Origin of the sequence: Micromonospora sp. CPCC 205554 (genome assembly GCF_036902745.1) — a bacterium.
GTDB classification, from domain to species: domain Bacteria; phylum Actinomycetota; class Actinomycetes; order Mycobacteriales; family Micromonosporaceae; genus Micromonospora; species Micromonospora tulbaghiae.
The window spans coordinates 600,265-619,835 of record NZ_JBAKHP010000001.1; the positions used below are offsets into that span (position 1 = coordinate 600,265).

Consider the following 19,571-nt stretch of genomic DNA (forward strand, 5'->3'; position numbering starts at 1 on the left):
CGCTGGTCAGTCGGTGGTGACGAGTTGCAGTCGCAGCAGGGACGCCGTGAGCGGCTCGCCCGCGTCCGGCCGGGCCGGGGGTGGCGCCTCGGCCGGCGCGTCGCCGTCGAGCCACAGCCGCCGGCGCCGGAACACCGGCCGGGGCAGCGGCGCCCGGCGGACCGGCCCCGGCGGCGCGCCACTGAGCACGAGGTGGGCGTTGGTGCCGCCGAGACCGAACGAGCTGACGCCGGCGACGCGTTCGGATCCGGCGGGCCAGCCGACCGGTTCCGTGGTGGGGTGCAGCGGCGAGCGGTCGAAGTCGAACCGCGGGTTCGGGGTGTCGCAGAACAGCGTCGGCGGGATCGTGCCGTGTTCCAGGGCGAGCGCCACCTTGAACAGTCCGGCCATGCCGGCGGCGCTGAGCAGGTGGCCCAGGTTCGACTTCACGCTGCCGATCTCGATCCGGCCGCCGGGCCGGTCGCCGAAGACGTCGTTGAGGGCACGCAGCTCGATCGGGTCGCCGATGAGCGTGCCGGTGCCGTGCGCCTCCAGCATCGCGATGTCGGCGGGGCGCCGGCCGGCGGCGGCCAGCGCCTGGCGGACCACGTCGGCCTGGGCAGCGGGGTTGGGGGTGGTGACGCCCATGGTGTGCCCGTCGTTGTTCACCGCCACGCCGTCGATCACGGCGTGGACGCGGTCGCCGTCGGCGAGCGCGGCCGCCAGCGGTTTGAGCAGCACCACGCCGCAGCCCTCGCCGGGTACGAAGCCGTCGGCGCGTTCGTCGAACGTCCAGCACCGGCCGGTCGGGGACAGCGCCCGGGCGGCGCTCAGGTCGAGGTACGTCTCCGGGTCCAGCAGCACCTCGACGCCGCCGACGACCGCCAGCTCCGACTCCCCCGCGAGCAGGCTGCGGCAGGCGACCTGCACCGCGACGAGCGACGACGAGCAGGCGCTGTCGACGACCAGGTTCGGGCCGCGCAGGTCGAAGTGGTGTGCGACGCGGGCGGCGATGAAGTTCTGGTCGGAGCGCAGGACGTCGGTGCGGATCGGGACGCGCCGGCCGTAGTCGGACAGCCGCGCTCCGGCCACGACGGCGACGCGCCGGCCGCGCAGTTCGTCCGGGGCGTACCCGGCCTCGGCCAGGCACTCGGCGGTGCCCTCCAGGAACATCCGGATCGCCGGGTCCAGGCAGCGGGCCTCGTCGTCGCCCATGTCGAAGTAGCCGGGGTCGAACCACTCGATGCCCTCGACGAAGCCGCCCCACTTGCTGATCGACCGCCCGAGGCCGGGCTCCGGCGAGTACCAGCGGCGGTGGTCCCAGCGCTCGGCCGGCACCTCGGTGACCGCGCAGCGCCCGTGCAGCAGGTTGTCCCACAGCGTCGCGACGTCGCTCGCCCCCGGGAACCGGCAGGCCATGCCGATCACGGCCACCCGCCCGTCCGGGTCCGGCCGCGTCCGGCCGCCCGCCGCCCGCGCCGCCGCCGGCTCATCGACGGGTACGGGCGCAGTCACGGGTACGGGCGCGGTCACGGGTACGGGCGCAGTCACGGGTACGGGCGCAGTCACCGCTTCGGGTGAGGTCACCGCCTCGGGCGCCGTCTCCGGCTCGGGCTCGGGAGTCGCGGCCTGCACGCCGAGGTGGGCGGTGAGCCGCTCCAGCGTGGGGTGCAGCAGCAGCGTCGCCGGGTCGAGGTGGGTGCCGAGCCGCTCCTCGATGCGGACCAGCAGCTCGCCGAGCAGCACCGAGTCCACACCCAGGTCGCCGAACTCGACGGTCGGGTCGAGGTCGCGCTCGGGAATGCCCAGCGCCGCCGAGAAGATGCCCACGAGCCATCCCGGCGGGGCCGCCGGCCCGCCCGCCGCCACCGGGGCCGTGGCCGTGCCCGTAGCCAGGGCGGGCGCCGAGGCCAGGGCTGACGCCGAAGACGGGACCGGGGCCGAGGACCAGGCCGGGGCCGGGGTCGAGGCCGGGGCGGGGGTACCGGCGGCCGGAGCGGCTGTCACGGCGGTGGGTGGCGTCGGCGCCGGACGGCGCGGGCGCACCCGCAGCAGGGCGTCCGGGTCGGGGGCGTCGCCGAGCGGCGGGCACGGCAGCACCACCGCGCCGGCCGGCAGGGCGAGCACGCGGTCGACGACGCGTAGCCCGGCGGCGTCGTCCAGCGGGGCGAGCCCGGCCGGAGCGCACGGGTTGGGGCGTCCGCTCGTGGACCCGGTCTGTGCCCACTGCGGCCAGTCCACCGAGCGGAACTCGGTGCGGCCGGCGGCGATCCGCGCGCGGACCAGCTCGTCGACGGCGATGTTCGCGGCGGCGTAGTCGGAGACCCCGGCGGCCAGCCCGGTCACCGTGGCGCACACCGAGGAGAACACCAGGAAGAAGTCGAGCGGGTCGGCGGCGCACAGCGGCGCCAGGGTCTCGAAGCCGTCCAGCTTGGGCGCCATCACCGCGCGTACGTCCGCCAGGTCCTTGTGCAGGAACGCCGGGTTGCCCCGGCTCTCCACACCGGCGCAGTGCACGACGCCGCGCAGCGGGCCGAGTTCGGCGCGAACCTGCGGCAGGAACTCCTCGACGCCGGGGAACCCGCCGGCGTGCTGGAGCACGCGCACGCCGCGGGCGCGCAGGTCGTCCGCGACCCCGGTGTCCGCGTGGACGCCGATCAGGGCGATCGACCGGGCCCCGTGCGCGGCCAGGTGCCGGGCGACGAGCGCGCCGACGCCCCGGGTGCCGCCGGTCACCAGGTACGCCCCGGCCGGGTCGCACCGCAGCGGCGCACGAGGTGCCGGTACGAGGTCCAGGCGCGGCCGGTACCGCCGGCCGTCGGCGTACCGGACCTCGCCGTAGGCGTCGGCCCGTACCCATTCGGCCAGGATCCGGGCGGCGAGGTCGGTGTCGTCGCCGGGACGGTCGGTGTGCAGCACGGTGGAGGTGACGCGGGCGTACTCGGCGCCGAGAACCTTGACGAAGCCGGCCGTGCGGACGTCGTCGACGTTCGTCTCCAGGATCCGCAAGGGCGTGGTGGGACGTTCGGCCAGCAGCCGCTGCACCATCCGTACCCGGGTCTCCCAGCCGGGTCCGCCGGGCAGGCCGACCAGCCCGCCGACGCCGGGCACACGGGACAGCACGGCGGCGAGGTCCGCCACGTCGTGCACGGCCAGGCCGCCGAGGCGGGCGACGAGATCGGGACTGCCGCCGACGCACAGCATCACCCCGGCCACCGGCGGCGTGGCCGGTCCGGGATCGGGGTCCGGCTCCCACCCCTTGGCGTAGAGCGGCACCTCGGCGGCCGCCGCCGGCTCGGCGATCGGCGCCGGCGACGCCCCGGCGGCCGGCGACGGCTCGGCGATCGGCGTCTGCGTGCCGGACGGCCCGGCGCCGGCCGGTACGTCCTCGGGCACCCAGCACCGCATGCGGGCGAACGGGTACGCCGGCAGGTCCACGACGGTCCGGCCCGGCCCGTGCAGCGCGGCCCAGTCGACGGCTCCGCCGGTCACCCAGTGCCGGGCGAGGTCGGTCAGGCTCGCGCCGGCCGGCGGCGCGGCGTCCGGGTCCGGCGCCGCGGGGGCGCGGCCGCGCAGCACGGCGGGGTCGGTGCGGTAGGCGGTGAGGCGTTCGCACAACGTCGCGACGTCCTCGACCACGACCGCCAGCCGTTGCCGCAGCGGCTCCCGGCCGACCTGGAGCGTGTAGGCGATGTCGGCGAGGGCCGGCCCGTCGTGGGCCAGCAGCGCGGCGGCGTGGTCGGCGGCCGAGCCGGGGTGCTCCCCGGCGGCGATCCGCCGGACCGCCGCGACGAGGTCCGCCGTGCTCGGTCCGCGGTCCCGGCGCAGGTACGCGACGAGCCGCCGCACCACCTCGTCGAGGCGGTCCTCGTCGTAGGCGGACAGGACGACGAGCTGCGGGCCGGGCGGCGCGACCGGCCGGGTACGGGCGGGTGGCGCGGCGACGATCGCGTGGGCGATGGTGCCCCCGGCGCCGAACGAGCTGACGCCCGCGACCCGGGGGCCGGTCCACTCGGCCCGCTGCCGCTGCACCCGGAACGGCACGGCGTCCCAGGGGATGTTCGGGTTGAGTTCCTCGGCGTGCAGCGACGGCGCGAGCACGCCGTGCCGCAGTTGCAGAATGACCTTGGTGAGACCGGCGAGCCCGGCGGCGGCCTCGGTGTGCCCGATCGTCGACTTCACCGAGCCGATCGGGATGCCGCCGGGCGGCAGGTCGGTCCCGGCCGCGTCCCGGTACGCCCGGGTCAGGCCGTCGATCTCGACCGGGTCGCCGAGTGCCGTGCCGGCGCCGTGCGCCTCCACGTAGCCGATCTCGGCGGGTCCGGTACGGGCGTCGCGCAGCGCCCGCCGTACCACGTCGGCCTGGGCGACCGGGCTGGGCACGATGTAGCCGTTCGTCCGTCCGGCGTGCACGACGGCGGTGCCGCGGATCACGGCGTGCACCGGGTCGCCGTCGTCGAGCGCCCGCCGCAACGGCTTGAGGATCAGCGCGCCGACTCCCTCGGCCGGTACGAACCCGTCGCCGCCGGCGCCGAAGGTCCGGCTGCGCCTGTCGCTCGCGGTGAGCTTCATCCGGTGCTGCTGGATGAACTTGTTCGGGTGCAGCGACAGGCTGACGGCGCCGGCCACCGCCAGTTCGGCCTCGCCGCGCCGGAGGCTCTGCACGGCGAGGTCGAGCGCGACCAGCGCGGAGGAGCACATCGTGTCCACGGTGAGGCTCGGGCCGTGCAGGTCGAAGCAGTACGACACCCGGTTGGCGATGCCGCCGAGCGTCGCGCCGGAGTCCTGCGGGACGCCGCGCAGGGTCCGCTCCGCCCCGAACAGCGGGTACTCGTTCCACATCGCGCCCGCGTACACGGCGACCGAGGAGTGGTGCCGCTCCCGGAGCCGGGCGCGGGTGTACCCGGCGCTCTCCAGCGCGGCCCAGGTCACTTCGAGGAACAGCCGTTCCTGCGGGTCCATCAGGGCGGCGTCGCGGGGGGTGATGCCGAACAGCAGCGGGTCGAACCGGTCGACGTCGTCGAGGTACCCGCCGTCCATGAGGTGGGTCGGCCATCCCGGTCGCGCCCGGTCCGGCGGGTGCGGGGTGACGCAGTCGCGGCCGCCGGCGAGGTTGTCCCAGAACGCGTCGAGGTCGGGCGAGCACGGGTAGCGTCCCGCGACGCCGATCACGGCGATCTCCGTCTCGCGCTCCTCCCCCGGCTCCCGCTCCACGGCGACGGCCGGGGCCGGCACGACGGCCGGGGCGGGCCGCGCGGCAGGTGCCGCGGGCGCGGCGAGTGCCGCGGCGGGTTCGGCAGGCTCGGCGGGAACCGCGCCGGCGGGTGCCGTGCGGCCGGCCGCCGCCAGCGCCGCGGCGACCTCGGCGAGGGTGGCGTGCTCGAAGAACAGCGTCCGCGACCGTTCGCCCAGGTCGCTCTCCAGCCGGGCGGTCAGCCGCGTGACGAGGAACGACGACAGGCCCAGCTCGGTCAGCGGCAGGAGCGGGTCGACGGACTCGGCGGGCAGGCCGGACACCTCGGCGTACACCTCGACCAGGTAGGCCCGCAGCGACCCGGCCGGGTCGTGCGGCCGTGCGGCGGGCGGGGCCGGCGGCGCCGCGCCGAAGGGGTAGCCGGGCAGCGGCACCCGCGGGCGTGGTGCCGGCCAGTACCGCCGCCAGTCGACCAGGCCGCCGCCGACCCAGTCCGCGGCGGCGTCGGCGTCGGTCGCCGCGGCGGCCGGCGCGAACGGCGCCCCGGCGACGCCGTGCAGCACCCCGTCGCGGGCCTCGCCCCGTAGATAGGCGTCGAGTCCGCCGACCAGGTCCGCGACGCTCGCGCACCGCACGGCGAGCCGGTGCGGCAACGGCATCCGGCCGACCTGCGTGGTGTACGCCACGTCGGCGAGGTCGAGCGCCGGCTCCGTGGTGGAGACGTGCTCGCGCAGCCGGTACGCGGACCGGCGTAGCCGCTCCGGATCGGCGGCGGAGAGGACAACGGCGTGGGCTGGATCGGTCTGTTGCGTCACGGCACCTGCCCGCCTGGGAAGGGTCGACGGCCGTGGATCCCGGCCGAGACATCACGCTAGGCAGTCGTACCGGCTTCGCCTGCTCAACGTTGAGCAGGCCGGTTGCTTGCGGCGCCCGCTCAACCGTGAGCAGACACGCCGTCGGCCGTCCCCGTAGAAACGGGCCGGAACCGGCGATCTCACCTGAGGAGCGAACCGATGACCACGACGGTCGAGCCGTACCGCGCGCTGAACCAATCGTCGCTGCCGCTGGAGCGGGTGCTGCACACGCTCAACTCCGGCTTCATCCTGCACCGGGTCGGCCAGATGGCCTACGGGTTCGCCGCCGAGGGGCGCCAGTTCAGCGTGGACCTGCTGCAGTACATCAACACCTCGCAGGAGGGCGTGGCGACCTCGTTCGCCTTCGAGGAGGTGTTCGGCGGCCGGGACCGGATGCACTGGTTCATCCACCTGAAGTCCCCGCAGGACTACCGGATCCTGCTCAACATGGTCGACCACGACCTGGAGTTCCGCCGGATCTCCGACGAGGACCGGCTGCCGCACAAGGGCGGCGGCAACTGGGACCGCATCTTCGTCCACCGCAGCCTGCACGAGGACGTGCTCGTACCGCAGCACGGGATGGACCACGACGGCGACGACGACGCGGAGCCGGCGACCTTCGTGCCGCCCGCCTCGTCCCAGCTCAACCAGCCGCCGGAGCAGCAGATCAACTCCGCGACCGCGGGCGCGATCGTCATGCGGACCTCGGACGTCAAGTACGAGTTCCGCGAGGAGGGCCGGATGTACGCGGCCCACTGGCAGCACTTCGTCAACGAGCGGCTCGCCGGCCGGGTCACCGCGACGCTGTACGAGCAGACGTGGGGCCAGCAGGACCACCTGTTCCAGCTGATCCACCTGCGCAGCGTCGACGACTACCACGAGCTGGCCGAGCTGGAGCGGGGCAAGGAGATGGCCACCGAGGTGTTCGGCCGGCGCCGGCTGCACGAGTCCAAGGGCGGCGGCACCTGGGACCGGCTGTTCATCGAGGGCAGCATCCGCGACACGCTGCTGCTGCCGCAGGTGCCGAGCGGCACGGCCTGAGCACCGATGGCGTACCGCACGATCGAGCTCCGGCGCGAGCCCGGGCTGTTGCGCGTCACGCTGGCCCGGCCGGAGCGGCGCAACGGCATCGACGACGAGACACTGCGCGAGCTGCACGCGGCGCTCGACGAGGCCGAGGGCGACGCCGCCTGCCGGGCGGTGGTCCTCGCCGGGCGCGACGGCGTGTTCAGCACCGGCATGGACTTCCGGAGCGCCGCCGGCGACGATGGCGCCTCCGACGGCGGCGCGGCGTTCTTCGCCCTGCTGGAACGCTTCACCACCGTGCCGCGGGTGGTGATCGCCCAGGTGGACGGGCAGGTCGCCGGTGGTGGTGTCGGGCTGGCCGCCGCGAGCGACTTCGTGCACGCCACCGCCCGCAGCACGTTCGCGCTGCCGGAGGCGCTGTGGGGGTTGCTGCCCTGCTGCGTGCTGCCGTTCCTGGTGCGGCGGGTCGGGTTCCAGAAGGCGTACGCCGCGACGTTGAGCACGCAGACGATCTCCGCGGCCGAGGCGTACCGGATCCATCTCGTCGACGAGGTGGCCGAGCGTCCCGAGACGGTGCTGCGGCAGCTGCTGTTCCGCCTCAACCGCCTCGACCCGGTGGTCGTCGGCGACGCCAAGCGGTACTTCCGGGCGTTCTCCGGCGTCGACGACCGGCTGCGCGAGCACGCGGTGACCGAGTTCGGCCGGCTGATGTCCGCGCCCGCGGTCCGGCAGCGGATCACGGAGTTCGTCGCGCACGGCCGCTACCCCTGGGAACGGTGATCGCCGTGCGCGCGTGGGTCTTCCCGGGGCAGGGCTCGCAGCACCCCGGCATGGGCGAGGGTCTCCTGGACCGGTTCCCCGCCGAGTGCGCCACCGCCGAGCGGATCATCGGTGTGCCACCGGCGCAGCTGTGCCGGGACGCCCGGGGCGAGTACCTCGGCCGTACCCGGTACGTGCAGCCCGCCGTGTTCCTGGTCAGCGTGCTGGCCGCCCGGGCCGCGCTGGCGGACGGCCGGCCGCCGCCCGAGGTGGTCGCCGGGCACAGCCTCGGCGAGTACGCCGCCCTGCACCTCGCCGGCTGCCTGGACTTCGACAGCGCGCTGGGCCTGGTCGTCCGTCGTGGACAGTTGATGGAGAGCGTGACCGGGGGCGGCATGGTGGCGGTGCTCGGCCTGCCGCTGTCGCGGGTGACGGAGCTGCTGGCCGAGATCCCGGACGTCGACCTCGCCAACCACAACCTGCCCGACCAGTTCGTGCTGGCGGGCAGCGCGGCGGGCGTCCGCGCGGTCGTCGACGCGGTGCGGCGGCACGGCACCGGCCGGTGTGTGCCGCTGGCGGTCAGCGTGCCGGCGCACTCCCGGTTCATGGCCGGCGCCGCGGAGGCGTTCGCGGTGGCCCTGCGCGAGGTCGCGCCGGCGCCGCCGTCGATCCCGGTGGTGAGCAACGTGACCGGGGCGCCCCACGTCCCGGGCGAGATACCGGGCACGCTGCTGCGGCACTTCGTCGAGCCGGTCCGGTGGTGGGACACGATGTGCCTGCTGGCCCGGTCGGGGGTGGCCGAGCCGGTCGAGGTCGGTCCCGGTGAGGTGCTGACCAAGATGTGGCGCCGGGCCGCCGGGAGCCTGCCGGCACCCGCCCAGGGCGGGCCGCTCACCCGGGCCGCGCCCGTCCCGCCGCCCACGTCGGTCGCGCCTCCGGTGGCCGCACCGGTGGCGCCTGCCGTTCCGCCTCCGCCGGCCGCGCGCGGTCCCGCCCCCGGACCGCCACCGGCCGCGCCGGTGGGCCGCGGTCACGACTCCGGGCCGCCGCCGGCCGCCGCGTCGCGTCCGCGTCCGGCGGGCTCGTCCGGGCTGCGGGCCGACTACGGCATCCGGTACGCCTGCCTGGCCGGGTCGTCGCCGTTCGGCGTCACGTCACCGGCGTTCCTGCGACGGCTGTCGGAGGCCGGGCTACTCGGCTTCTTCGGCGCCCAGGGTCTGGCCCCGCCGGAGATCCGGGCGGCGCTCGCCGAGCTGCGCGACGTCCGCCGGTACGGCATGTCCTGGCCGTCCGGTGGCGACGAGCGGGCGCTGTGCGACCTGTACCTCGCCCACGACGTACGTCATGTGGAGGTCACCGGCCCGCTCGCCGTGGTGTCGCCGCAGCTCGTGCGGTTCCGGCACGGCGACGGTCCCCGGCAGGTCCTGGCCCGTGCCCCCGATCTGGCCACGGCGGTCCGGTTCCTGCGCCCCGCCGATCCGGCGACGGTACGGGCGCTCGCCGCCGCCGGGCACCTGGACAGCGCATCAGCGGGCGCGGCGGCACGGGAGGCGGTCGCCACCGACGTGGCCGTCGAACGGGACGCGCACGCGCTGGTGCCGGCCCTGGTGGCCGTGCGCGACCGGGAGGCGCCGGCGGTGCGGATCGGGGTGGCCGGGGTGGGCACCCCGGCGGCCGTCGCCGCCGCCTTCGCGCTCGGGGCCGACTTCGTCGTCACGACGACCGTGAACCAGTGCACGGCCGAGGCCGCGACCTCGGACGCGGCGAAGGATCTGCTCGCCGCGCTCGACGTCACCGACGTCCGCGAGGCGCCCGATCCGGACCTGTTCGAGCTCGGCGCGCGGTCTCCGGTGGCGCACCGGGGGACGCTGTTCGCCGCTCGCGCCGAGGAGCTGTACCGGATGTTCCTGCGCTACGACCGGCTGGCCGACGTCGGTCCGCGGCGGCTCGCCGAGTTGGAGCGGACGCACTTCGGCCGGCCGCTGGACGAGGTGCGCGCCGATCTCGGCGTCGCGGGGCGGGACGACCGGCACGTGCTCGCGTCGGTCTGCGCCGCCTACTGCCGGGAGGCCACCACCGCGGCCCTGCGTGGCACACCGGGCCAGCGGCTGAACTACCGGGTGCCGGCCTCCACCGACGTCGGGGCGTTCAACCGGCTCGTCGCGGCGGAGCCGCTGGCCGACTGGCGGTCCCGGCACGCCGAGCTGGTCACCGAGCGCCTGCTCAGCGAGGCAAATTGACCTAAATCCTTAAAAAGGCCAGCCGGTTCCCATTCCGCTGACAATCACCCCCTACGAGCCGAACCGAGGTCGCAAAATGCCTGGTCATTGCTCTGCGTAGACACCTGTCACCCAATTAGTTACGATGGCGGCGGGCATTAATACCGCTCAATCGAGCAGTATGTGCAACCCTCGCCCACACCCTTCGGAAGGCCCCTTGCATGCATTTGCTTCACTGGATGAACGCGTCCCGAACGTGGAAGGAATCAGACACCACAGATCGATGGACATCGCGGGCCGCACCATGCCTCCACCCGGCATAACGCCCGTCACCTGCGAAGATGTGGCGGAGCCGCCTCGCTGCCGGGCACGCGGTGCGCCGAGGGCGGCCAACGGGACGAACGGCCGGCACGGGCCGTATTGCAATTCCGACAGTATGCCGACACCGCGCTGACAGATTACTTGCCGGCGTGGCGGCTGCACTGTCAACGATTGATAGCGTCACGCATTTCACCAGCGAATGTTCAGGAACCTGACAACACGCCCGAGCTCCGACATCGGGCGCCAGGAGGCCTCCTTGCGAATCGCCGGCGCCACCACCAGTTTGCGTAACGAGCTGAATCGGCTGATCCGGGACGACCCGACTTTCGCCGTCCGCACACATGTCCCGCGAGGCGGGGCAGCGTACAACTCCGGCGACCACGATCTGCGGATGTACCTCGTGGAGGTCGGCCAGTTCAAGACCATCGCGTCCTCCGCCGACGGCAAGCAGTGCCTGCTGTCGATCCACACGCGGGGCGACATGTTCGGCGAGCTCGGCCTGCTCGGCGGACCACGCCACGACACCGCCCGGGCCATGCGCGACAGTGTGATCAGGAGAGTCAACTCGGCGAAGCTGTTCGACCTGCTGAGCAGCGACGAGCAGCTCAACTGGCACTTCACCCGGTTCCTCATGGCCAAGCTGCTCGACCAGCAGCAGGCCATCACCCAACTGGTCACGATGGACAGCGAACACCGGCTGGCCGCGACCCTGCTGCGACTGGCCCGCAAGGTGGGCCGGCGGCTCAACCTCGGCATGCAGATCGACGCGAAGATCACCCAGGAGGAGCTGGCCAGCATGGTCGGCACCACCCGGTCCCGCGTCGGGCTGTTCCTCAAGCACTTCCGCGCGGCGAAGCTGGTGGATCAGCTGCCCGGCGGATATCTCCTGATCAACGAGCCGGCGCTGACCCGGTACGTGGAGTGCGGACAGTACGAGCCCGCCCGGTGGGGCGCCGACCCGATCCGGCCGGTGAACGGCGCGCGCCTGCTGCGCGGCGAACGGGAGCTGTCGGCGTGAGCGCCGCCCTGGTCCTCCTGCACGGAGCCGGGCTGCTCGTGGCCCTGCTGCTCGTCGGCGGGACCGGACGAGCCGCGGCGCGGCTGTTGCGGCAACCGCCGGTGATCGGTGAGATCGTCGCCGGTCTCCTCGTCGGGCCGGCCGTCGTCCTGTTCGCCGGTCACGACGGGCTGGCGGCGGTGCTGCCGGAGGACGTACGCGCACTCCTGCGCCTGGTCGCCGAGGGCGCCCTGGTGCTCTTCCTGGTCGGCCTGGCGCGTGAGCTGCGGGTCGGGCCGGCGCGCGACGACCGCAGGCTGGCCTGGGTGACCGCCGGGGCGCTCGTCCCCGCGCTGGCCTGCGGTGTGCTCGTCGCGCTGTGGGTCCAGTTCGTCGCCGGCCCGGCCGTACGCGGCGACGCGCCGATGCCGGCCTTCGTGCTCGGCGTCGCGGTGACGCTGTCCATCACCGCCGTACCGGTGCTGGCGCGGCTGCTGACCGAGCGGGGCCTGACGGAGACGGCGGCCGGTGCCCTCGCGCTGGCCGCCGCCGTGGTGGTCGACGTCGTCGGCTGGCTGCTGCTGTCCCTGGCCGTCGGGCTGGGCGCCGGGGATCCGGCGACCTTCGGCCGCGCGACGGCGGTCCTCGCCGGAGCGTTGCTGCTGGCCGGCGGGATCCGATGGGTGCTGCGCCGCGGCCGCGCGGCGCGGTGGTGCGGCCGATGGCCGGCCGCCAGTGCCGTGGCTCTCGGCGTCGTGGCTCTCGTGGTCGGCTTCGGCGTCCACCTCCTCGGGCTGACCGCGGTGTTCGGCGCGATCCTGGTCGGCCTGGCGGTGCCGCCCGGCGAGCCCTGGGACGCGCCGACCGCCGCCGTGTCCCGGCTCGGGCGGTCGCTGCTGCCGATCTTCTTCGTGAGCGCCGGGCTCACCGCGCTGACCGGCGCGGTCGGCAGCACGCCGTGGTCGCTGGTGGTCGTCGTACTCGTCCTCGGCCTGGTCGGAAAGATCGGCGGCGGCTATCTCGGCGGCCGGCTCGGCGGCTGCGCTCCCGCCGAGGCCACGCGGATCGGCATCCTGCTCAACACGCGCGGGCTGACCGAGCTCATCGTGCTCCAGGTCGCGTTCCAGGCCGGCATCCTCAGCCCGCCGCTGTTCCTCGCCCTGCTCGTCATGGCGCTGGTCACGACGATTCTCACCGGCCCGCTGCTGTCGTTGGCGGAGCGGTTCGGGCGGGCCGCCGACGCCGGCGACAGCGCCTCGGGCGCCGTGTCCGGCCCGTCGGTGGTGAGCCCCCGATGACGGGTACGCGATCAGCCCGCCGCCATGTCGCGCAGCTTCAGCACCGAGCGCCAGTTGCGGGTCGTCCCGGCCACGCCGGTCTTCTTCTCCACGAAGGCGTTGCTGAGCTTGCTGCGCCCGTACCCGTCGGGGACGTGCACGAACACGTCCCGGCCGAGCAGCGTCAGCGTGCCGGTCTCGCCGGGCGGGGCGGCGAGCGCCGCCTGCTTGTCCGCGCCGGGGTCGCTGCTGAGCATCGTGACGAGCAGCTTCGTGTGATCGGTCTGCACGTCGAGATACGGGTTGGCGGCGATCATCGCGTCGAGTTCGGCCAGGCTGCGCAGCAGCACCGGCACGTTGCGGCCCCACCGCTGCTTGATGCCCCTGTCGATCTCGGCCAGGATCGCGGCCTCGTCGGTCTCGGGGCAGCCGAACACGACGTTGCCGCTCTGGATGTACGTCGCCACGCCGTCGAAGCCGCAGGAGACGAAGACCTCTTTCAGCTCCGTCATCACCATCGAGCTACCGCCACCGATGTTCACCGCACGCAACAGAGCGACGTATCTCGTCATGACCCGGGATGGTAACCGGCCGGGCCGGTCGCGGCCGCTCAACTCTGAGCAGACACGCCCGGCCCGGGGTCGTACAACGTCAGGGACCGCGACGGTGAGGGATCCACGAAGAGGAGAGGCCCGAGGATGATCACCACGGCGGTCGGCATCGAGGATCTCCACGTCTATCCCGGGCGCGCGTACGTCGACGTGCCGAGCCTGTTCGAGGCGCGCGGCCTGGACCCGTCGCGGCTGCCGAACCTGATGATGCGCCGCCGGTCGGTGAGCCTGCCCTGCGAGGACCAGGTGACCCACGCGGTGAACGCCGCCCGGCCGCTGGTCGACGCGCTGTCGCCGGAGCAGCGGGAGGCGATCGAACTGGTGGTGGTGGCCACCGAGTCAGGGCTGGACTTCGGCAAGCCGATCAGCACCTACGTCCACGACCTTCTCGGCCTGCCGCCGCGCTGCCGGTCCTTCGAGGTCAAGCACGCCTGCTACGGCGGCACCGCGGCCCTGCAGAGCGCGGCGGCGATCATCGCCGCGAGCCCGGTGCCGGACGCACGGGCGCTCGTGGTCGCCACCGACATCGCCGGCGTCGCGGCGGCCGGCAGCTACTTCGAGCCGTCGGAGGGCGCCGGCGCGGTCGCGATGCTGGTCAGCCGTACGCCCGACGTGCTGCGGCTCGACCTGGGCGCCAGCGGGTACCACACCCAGGAGGTGATGGACACGCTACGACCACGGCCGGACGTCGACGTGGTGAACTCCGACCTGTCCCTGCTCGCCTATCTCACCTGCCTGCAACGCTGCTTCGCCGCCTACCGGGACCGCGTCGAGGGCGCCGACATCGTCACCACGTTCGACCACCTCGTCTTCCACATCCCCTTCGCCGGGATGGTCAAGGGCGCCCACCGCACGCTGCTGCGCAAGACCAAGGGCATGGCGCCGGCCGACATCGACCGGGACTTCGCGGCGCGGGTGGCCCCGTCGCTGTCGTACACCAGCGAGATCGGCAACCTCTACTCCGGTTCGCTCTACCTCGCGCTGTGCTCGCTGATCGACCACGCCGACTTCACAGTGGCCCGCCGGATCGGCCTGTTCTCCTACGGCTCCGGCTGCGGGTCCGAGTTCTTCAGCGGGGTCGTCACGGAGCGCGCCGCCGGCCGGCTCGCGGCCCGCCCGCTCGCCCGCGCCGTGCAGGAGCGCCGCCGGCTCACCGTCGCCGAGTTCGACGAGTGGAGCCGGCACACCGCCGACCGTGCCTTCGGCGTCCGCGACGCCGTCCTGGACACCGGCCCCTACCGGTCGGTGCTGGACAGCCACGTGGCCGGTCGGGGCCTGCTGCTGCTCGACCGGATCGAAGACTTCCACCGCGTGTACCGGTGGAGTTGACCGCGCCATCCGAGGAGGACCCATGAGTGTGCCCACGTCCGCGGTCGTCGTGCCCGACCTGCTCCGGCACCGCACCGGCCTGATGCCCGAGCAGGAGGCGATAAACGTCCGCGGCAAGACGGCGATCACCTACGGCGACTGGGACCGGCGCTCGAACGCCGTCGCCCGCGCGGTGCTCGACCGGCTCGGCGGCACCGGCCGGGGCGCCCGGGTGGCGCTGCTGTTCGGCGGCGACGACTGGATCGACTACGCGGTCGCCTACCTCGGCGTGCTCAAGGCCGGCGCCACCGCCGTACACGTCAACGACACGATGCCGGCGGTGGAGCTGCGCCGCCGGTTCGACCAGTGCGGGGTGGCCGGTGTGATCCGCGGCGCTGCGCTGCCCCCGTGGCGGGACGACGCCGGACGCTGGTCGGTGGTCGTCGCGGACCTCGACCAGGGCGACACCGGCGCCGTCGACACCGGCGTCACCCCCGAGGACATCTCCGACATCCTCTACACCTCCGGCACCACCGGGCCGGCGAAGCCGTTCACCAACCCGCACGGCAACCTGACGTACGGGCGCGGGTCCGCCGCCCTCGGGCAGCTGGTCGACCCCGCGCCGCTGCTCGCGCCGATGCCGCTGGGCACCACGTCGAGCGCGACGACCGTCGCGGTGCTGGCCACCACGACGCCGTCGCCGCTGATCGTGTGCTCCCCGGACGACCCGGAGGAGATCGCCCGCCTGCTCGCCACGCACGGCTGCGCGACGCTCATCCTGACCCCGTGGACCGCGATCCGGCTCGCCGCCGTCCGCCCGCAGGACCGCTACGACCTCGGCTCGGTCAAGACCATCGGCAACGCGTCGGCGATCATGCCGCCGCGCATCGCCCGTGACCTGCTCGCCGCCATGCCGAACGCCACCATCGCCAACGCCTACGCGCAGTCCGAGGCGGTGCCGGCGATCATCCTGGGCAACGTCGACCCGGACCGGCCGATGTGGCTGGGACGCCCCGGACGCGGCACCGAGATGCGCGTCGTCGACCCGCAGGGTGAGCCGCTGCCGCCGGGCGAACTCGGCGAGGTGTGGCTGCGCTGCGAGGCGCCCAAGCGGCTGTACCTCGACCAGGCCCTCAACGCCCGCGTCCACGCCGGCGGATGGACCCGCACCCGCGACCTCGGACGCGCCACCGCCGACGGCGAGCTGTTCCTGTTCGACCGGATGACCGACGTGATCACCACGGACGGGAAGCTCGTGTCGTCGCTGGAGGTCGAGGCCGCGCTCTACGACCACCCCGCGGTACGGGAGGCCACAGCCGTCGCGCTGCCCGACCCGGAGCACGGCGAGATCGTCGTCGCCGTCGTGGCCGCCGACCCGGCCCTGGACGACGCGACGCTCGTCGCGTTCCTCGCCGAGCGGCTGGAGCCGCACCAGGTTCCCGCGCGTATCCACCGTCTCGACGCGCTGCCCCGCGGCGGCACCGGCAAGGTGCTGAAGTTCCAGTTGCGGCAACGCTTCGGCGGCTGACCGTCGCGGTTGTCGCCGTCGCACGGCCTCCGCCGCGTACCCTGTCTGGGCGGGTATCGGCGCGAGCCGGCTGCCTCCGGCCACCTCGGCCGCCGGGGTGGCCGGGCCTTGGGCGGTGGCCACGGACAGACATCGAGGTGGGAGATGCCGCAGCTGAACCCGGTCGCGGCGCAGCGCGCGGAGGCCGTCGCCGTCGCGGCCCTCGCGGTCGTCGTGACCGTCGCGGCCGGTTACCCGTGGTGGTCGCTGCTCGCCCTCTTCCTCGTCTTCGACCTGTCCATGCTCGGCTACCTGCGCGGGCCGCGCGTCGGCGCCGTCTGCTACAACGTGGCGCACTCGTACACGCTGCCGGCGGTGCTCGGCGCGGTGGCCGTGGCGGCGGCCGTGTCCGGCGACCGGATCGACTGGCTGGGAGTGCTCGCGGTCGCGTGGGCGTTCCACATCGCCGTCGACCGCGCCCTGGGTTACGGCCTCAAGACGACCGAGGGGTTCGAGCACACCCACCTCGGCCGGATCGGGAAGGCCCACCGCGCCGGGCCGTCCGCCGGCGAACGCTGACAGCCCCGGTCAGGGGCGGGACGGCCGGCAGTTCGCGCTCGTCAGCCGCACCGAGTACTCGCGGTCGTCGGACGTGATCCCGGACGGCACGCCGTCGAAGTGGGCCTCCACCTTCTCCCAGCCCCGGCGCTGCTCGTAGTGCAGGTGCGGGGCGCCGGAGTTCCCGGTGCTGCCCACGCGCCCGAGCTGGTCACCCCGGGCCACCCGCTGTCCGGCCTTCACCGACGGCGGTTCGAGCAGGTGCAGGTACTGCGTCTCCCACTTCCCGCCGTGGTCGATCTTGACCCAGTAGCCGCCGCCGCGTCCCCGCGGCCCGTCCGGATCCTCCGGCGTACGACCGCCCAGCGAGCCGTTGATCCCCGACCCGGACGGCTCGCCCACGCCGACCCGGCAGCAGGTGTCCGGCGCGAAGACGTTCAACGGCGGCGAGGGGTGTCACTACGCGGACGACACCGTCTGGTTCACCACGAAGGGCGACAACCGCGTGTGGCAGGTCAACCTGGCCGCCGGCACGTACGAACTCGCCTACGACGACAACCTGGTCAGCCCCGGCACCGCTCCGCTGACCGGCGTCGACAACATCACCGGGTCCACGGCCGGTGACCTGTACGTCGCGGAGGACGGCGGCAACATGGAGATCTGCATGATCACGCCGGACGACAAGATCTCCGTCTTCCTGCGGATCACCGGGCACAGCGGCTCGGAGATCACCGGGCCGGCGTTCACCCCGGCGGGGGACCGGCTGTACTTCTCGTCGCAGCGCGGCACGACCGGCTCGTCCTCCGGCGGCATCACCTACTGCGTCACCGGGCCGTTCCGCCGATGACCGGCTCCCGGCGCCGCTGACCGGCACGTGGCCGCCCGGCGAGGGACGCCCGGTCTTCACCGCGCGTCCCTCGCCGACGCGCTCCGCCGGGACGACCGGGCCCCCGCCGGCCGGTCGGACCCTGCGGTGGCGCGCCCCGGTCAGCGCGAACACGCCGTACGCCGCGAAGCCGAGCGCGATCCGGCGTTGCGTTTCACCAGCACGCATACGCAGGACGTCCACCACACCCGCGTCCGCCGGCAGGCCGGCGCGACGGCGCCTCCGGGCTGCGGTCGACGGCGTGATCCAATGACGCGCATGGTTCTCCAGCGGATCGCCGCCGGCCTCCTGTTGCTGATCGGGTTTCTGGCGATGGCGGCCTCGCACACCTTCCCGTTCCTCGACGACCTCTCCGAACCGGCCGAGGTCGCGGTCGCGATCGGGGGCGCGGCGTGCCTGCTGGCGGGGGTGTGGCTGTGGTTGCGCAAGCCGGCCGACCGGTCGTCCGCGACCTCGGCCGGCGACGGTGAGAGCCCGTGACGGCGGGCGGATCGGAGGCCGGCAGAGGCCGGCGTTCCCGGTGACGTGTCCGCCCGCCGCTGGCACCGGCTGTCGCACCGGCGAGCGGTCCCGGCGGTGGCATCGGATACTGGGCCGATGACCAACCCCGACCTCGATCCCGAGGTGTACCCGCCGATCGACCCGCGTGAGGACGTGCCGGACGACCCCGGCGAACTCCTCCCGGACACGCCCGGCGAACTGCCCGAGGCGCCGGTCGAGCCGATGCCCGACGACGGGGATCCCGGGGGCGTGCCCGAACCGGCCTGACCGGTCCAGCCCCGCACCGGCCCCCTCCTTTATCGACGATGATGGATAATTCTGTGGTGACGGGCGCGCCGACCGCAGGGGAGACCGGATGAGAATCGTCGATGCCCGGGTCATCGTGACCTGCCCCGGCCGCAACTTCGTGACGCTGAAGGTCGTCACCGACGAGGGAGTCACCGGCGTCGGCGACGCCACCCTCAACGGCCGGGAACTGGCCGTCGCGTCCTACCTGCGCGACCACGTCGTGCCGCTGCTGATCGGGCGTGATCCGGCCCGGATCGAGGACACCTGGCAGTACCTCTACCAGGGGTCGTACTGGCGGCGCGGTCCGGTCACGATGAGCGCCGTCGCCGCCGTGGACACCGCGCTGTGGGACATCAAGGGCAAGGTCGCCGGGTTGCCCGTCTACCAGTTGCTCGGTGGCCGGTCCCGCGAGGGCGTGACCGTGTACGGACACGCCAACGGCGAGACCGTCGACGAGGTGCTCACCGAGGTCGCCCGCTTCGTCGACCTCGGCTACCGCGCGGTGCGGGTGCAGTGCGGCGTGCCCGGCCTGCCCCGGACGTACGGCGTCAGCGCCGACAAGATGTTCTACGAGCCCGCCGACGCCGCGCTGCCGACCGAGACGACCTGGTCGACGGAGGCATATCTGGCCCACGTGCCGGGTGTGTTCGCCCGGGTCCGTGAGGAGTTCGGCCCCACCCTCCGCCTGCTGCACGACGTGCACCACCGGCTCACCCCGATCGAGGCGGCGCGGCTCGGCAGGAGCCTGGAGCCGTACGCGTTGACCTGGATGGAGGATCCCGTCCCGGCGGACCTCCAGGAGGGTTTCCGGCTCATCCGCTCGCACACCACCACGCCGATCGCGGTCGGCGAGGTCTTCAGCAGCATCTGGGACGCCGCCCAGCTCATCCGGGAACAGCTCATCGACTACATTCGCACCACTGTGGTCCACGCCGGCGGGATCACCCATCTGCGACGCATCTTCGACCTCGCCGCGCTGCACCACGTCCGCAGCGGCTCGCACGGCGCCACCGACCTCTCCCCGGTCTGCATGGCCGCCGCGCTGCACCTGGACATCGCCATCCCCAACTTCGGCCTCCAGGAGTACATGCGGCACACCGAACAGACGGACGAGGTGTTCCCGCACGGCTACCACTTCGACGGCGGCTACCTGCATCCGGCCGAGACCCCGGGGCTCGGGGTGGACATCGACGAGCAGGCCGCGGCCCGCTACCCGTACGCACCGGCCTACCTGCCGGTGAACCGGCTGGCGGACGGTACCGTGCACCCCTGGTGAGCGCGCCGGT

13 protein-coding genes and 2 pseudogenes are annotated in these 19,571 nt (G+C 73.9%); 12 read left to right on the forward strand and 3 right to left on the reverse strand.

The genetic code is table 11. The features are described 5' to 3' along the window. Window positions 1–6: 6 nt before the first annotated feature. Window positions 7–5,988 (reverse strand): SDR family NAD(P)-dependent oxidoreductase, encoded by a 5,982-nt coding sequence (locus V6U82_RS02625; protein ID WP_334458955.1) that lies wholly within the window; start codon window positions 5,986–5,988, stop codon window positions 7–9. 198 nt (window positions 5,989–6,186) lie between these two features. Here V6U82_RS02625 and V6U82_RS02630 point away from each other — a divergent pair, with 198 nt between their 5' ends. From V6U82_RS02630 to V6U82_RS02650, 5 genes are all read left to right on the forward strand, one after another. Further along, window positions 6,187–7,068, forward strand: a complete 882-nt coding sequence (locus tag V6U82_RS02630; RefSeq protein ID WP_128139033.1) for a DUF6039 family protein — start codon at window positions 6,187–6,189, stop codon at window positions 7,066–7,068. Between the two features lie 6 nt (window positions 7,069–7,074). After that, window positions 7,075–7,833, forward strand: coding sequence for an enoyl-CoA hydratase-related protein (locus V6U82_RS02635; RefSeq protein WP_334458958.1), 759 nt, complete (start codon window positions 7,075–7,077; stop codon window positions 7,831–7,833). Between the two features lie 5 nt (window positions 7,834–7,838). Beyond that, a complete protein-coding gene (locus V6U82_RS02640) occupies window positions 7,839–10,052 on the forward strand; it encodes an acyltransferase domain-containing protein (protein WP_334458961.1) in 2,214 nt (737 codons plus the stop codon). Window positions 10,053–10,551: 499 nt separating this feature from the next. Then, window positions 10,552–11,370: a Crp/Fnr family transcriptional regulator gene (locus V6U82_RS02645; RefSeq protein ID WP_258544631.1), complete on the forward strand. Its 819-nt coding sequence runs from the start codon at window positions 10,552–10,554 to the stop codon at window positions 11,368–11,370. Further along, on the forward strand, window positions 11,367–12,647 hold the full coding sequence (locus tag V6U82_RS02650; RefSeq protein ID WP_334458964.1) for a cation:proton antiporter: 1,281 nt from the start codon (window positions 11,367–11,369) through the stop codon (window positions 12,645–12,647). Before V6U82_RS02645 ends, V6U82_RS02650 begins: the two co-directional genes overlap by 4 nt. Window positions 12,648–12,658: 11 nt before the next feature. Here V6U82_RS02650 and V6U82_RS02655 read toward each other — a convergent pair whose 3' ends face one another. Beyond that, window positions 12,659–13,198, reverse strand: coding sequence for a DUF1697 domain-containing protein (locus V6U82_RS02655; protein WP_334458965.1), 540 nt, complete (start codon window positions 13,196–13,198; stop codon window positions 12,659–12,661). Between the two features lie 126 nt (window positions 13,199–13,324). On the opposite strand from V6U82_RS02655, the gene V6U82_RS02660 reads away from it, so the two are divergent. From V6U82_RS02660 to V6U82_RS02670, 3 genes are all read left to right on the forward strand, one after another. Continuing rightward, window positions 13,325–14,566: a hydroxymethylglutaryl-CoA synthase family protein gene (locus V6U82_RS02660; protein WP_334458966.1), complete on the forward strand. Its 1,242-nt coding sequence runs from the start codon at window positions 13,325–13,327 to the stop codon at window positions 14,564–14,566. 22 nt (window positions 14,567–14,588) lie between these two features. After that, complete coding sequence (locus tag V6U82_RS02665) at window positions 14,589–16,073, forward strand: class I adenylate-forming enzyme family protein (RefSeq protein WP_334458967.1); 1,485 nt, start codon at window positions 14,589–14,591, stop codon at window positions 16,071–16,073. Between the two features lie 144 nt (window positions 16,074–16,217). Then, complete coding sequence (locus V6U82_RS02670; RefSeq protein ID WP_334458968.1) at window positions 16,218–16,631, forward strand: DUF4260 domain-containing protein; 414 nt, start codon at window positions 16,218–16,220, stop codon at window positions 16,629–16,631. Window positions 16,632–16,640: 9 nt separating this feature from the next. On the opposite strand, the pseudogene V6U82_RS02675 reads toward V6U82_RS02670, so the two are convergent. Then, window positions 16,641–16,994, reverse strand: a pseudogene (locus tag V6U82_RS02675) (M23 family metallopeptidase); the annotation flags it as partial. On the opposite strand from V6U82_RS02675, the pseudogene V6U82_RS02680 reads away from it, so the two are divergent. The 4 genes and pseudogenes from V6U82_RS02680 to manD form a co-directional block, all read left to right on the forward strand. Beyond that, window positions 16,948–17,457, forward strand: a pseudogene (locus tag V6U82_RS02680) (alkaline phosphatase PhoX); the annotation flags it as partial. The pseudogenes V6U82_RS02675 and V6U82_RS02680 overlap by 47 nt on opposite strands. A 126-nt stretch (window positions 17,458–17,583) precedes the next feature. Then, entirely contained in the window at window positions 17,584–17,976 is a 393-nt protein-coding gene (locus tag V6U82_RS02685; protein ID WP_334458970.1) for a hypothetical protein, read from the forward strand. Window positions 17,977–18,093: 117 nt separating this feature from the next. Beyond that, window positions 18,094–18,264, forward strand: coding sequence for a hypothetical protein (locus tag V6U82_RS02690; RefSeq protein ID WP_181726501.1), 171 nt, complete (start codon window positions 18,094–18,096; stop codon window positions 18,262–18,264). 88 nt (window positions 18,265–18,352) lie between these two features. Beyond that, entirely contained in the window at window positions 18,353–19,561 is a 1,209-nt protein-coding gene (gene manD / locus V6U82_RS02695; RefSeq protein WP_334458972.1) for a D-mannonate dehydratase ManD, read from the forward strand. The last annotated feature ends 10 nt before the right edge of the window (window positions 19,562–19,571 follow it).

What these genes read in the sequence shown, in the direction of transcription:
- V6U82_RS02630 (WP_128139033.1), top strand. Translation starts at nt 6,187, where the DNA reads ATGACCACGACGGTCGAGCCGTACCGCGCGCTGAACCAATCGTCGCTG.
- manD (WP_334458972.1), top strand. Translation starts at nt 18,353, where the DNA reads ATGAGAATCGTCGATGCCCGGGTCATCGTGACCTGCCCCGGCCGCAAC.
- V6U82_RS02635 (WP_334458958.1), top strand. Translation starts at nt 7,075, where the DNA reads ATGGCGTACCGCACGATCGAGCTCCGGCGCGAGCCCGGGCTGTTGCGC.
- V6U82_RS02665 (WP_334458967.1), top strand. Translation starts at nt 14,589, where the DNA reads ATGAGTGTGCCCACGTCCGCGGTCGTCGTGCCCGACCTGCTCCGGCAC.
- V6U82_RS02670 (WP_334458968.1), top strand. Translation starts at nt 16,218, where the DNA reads ATGCCGCAGCTGAACCCGGTCGCGGCGCAGCGCGCGGAGGCCGTCGCC.
- V6U82_RS02645 (WP_258544631.1), top strand. Translation starts at nt 10,552, where the DNA reads ATGTTCAGGAACCTGACAACACGCCCGAGCTCCGACATCGGGCGCCAG.
- V6U82_RS02655 (WP_334458965.1), bottom strand. Translation starts at nt 13,198, where the DNA reads ATGACGAGATACGTCGCTCTGTTGCGTGCGGTGAACATCGGTGGCGGT.
- V6U82_RS02660 (WP_334458966.1), top strand. Translation starts at nt 13,325, where the DNA reads ATGATCACCACGGCGGTCGGCATCGAGGATCTCCACGTCTATCCCGGG.
- V6U82_RS02690 (WP_181726501.1), top strand. Translation starts at nt 18,094, where the DNA reads ATGACCAACCCCGACCTCGATCCCGAGGTGTACCCGCCGATCGACCCG.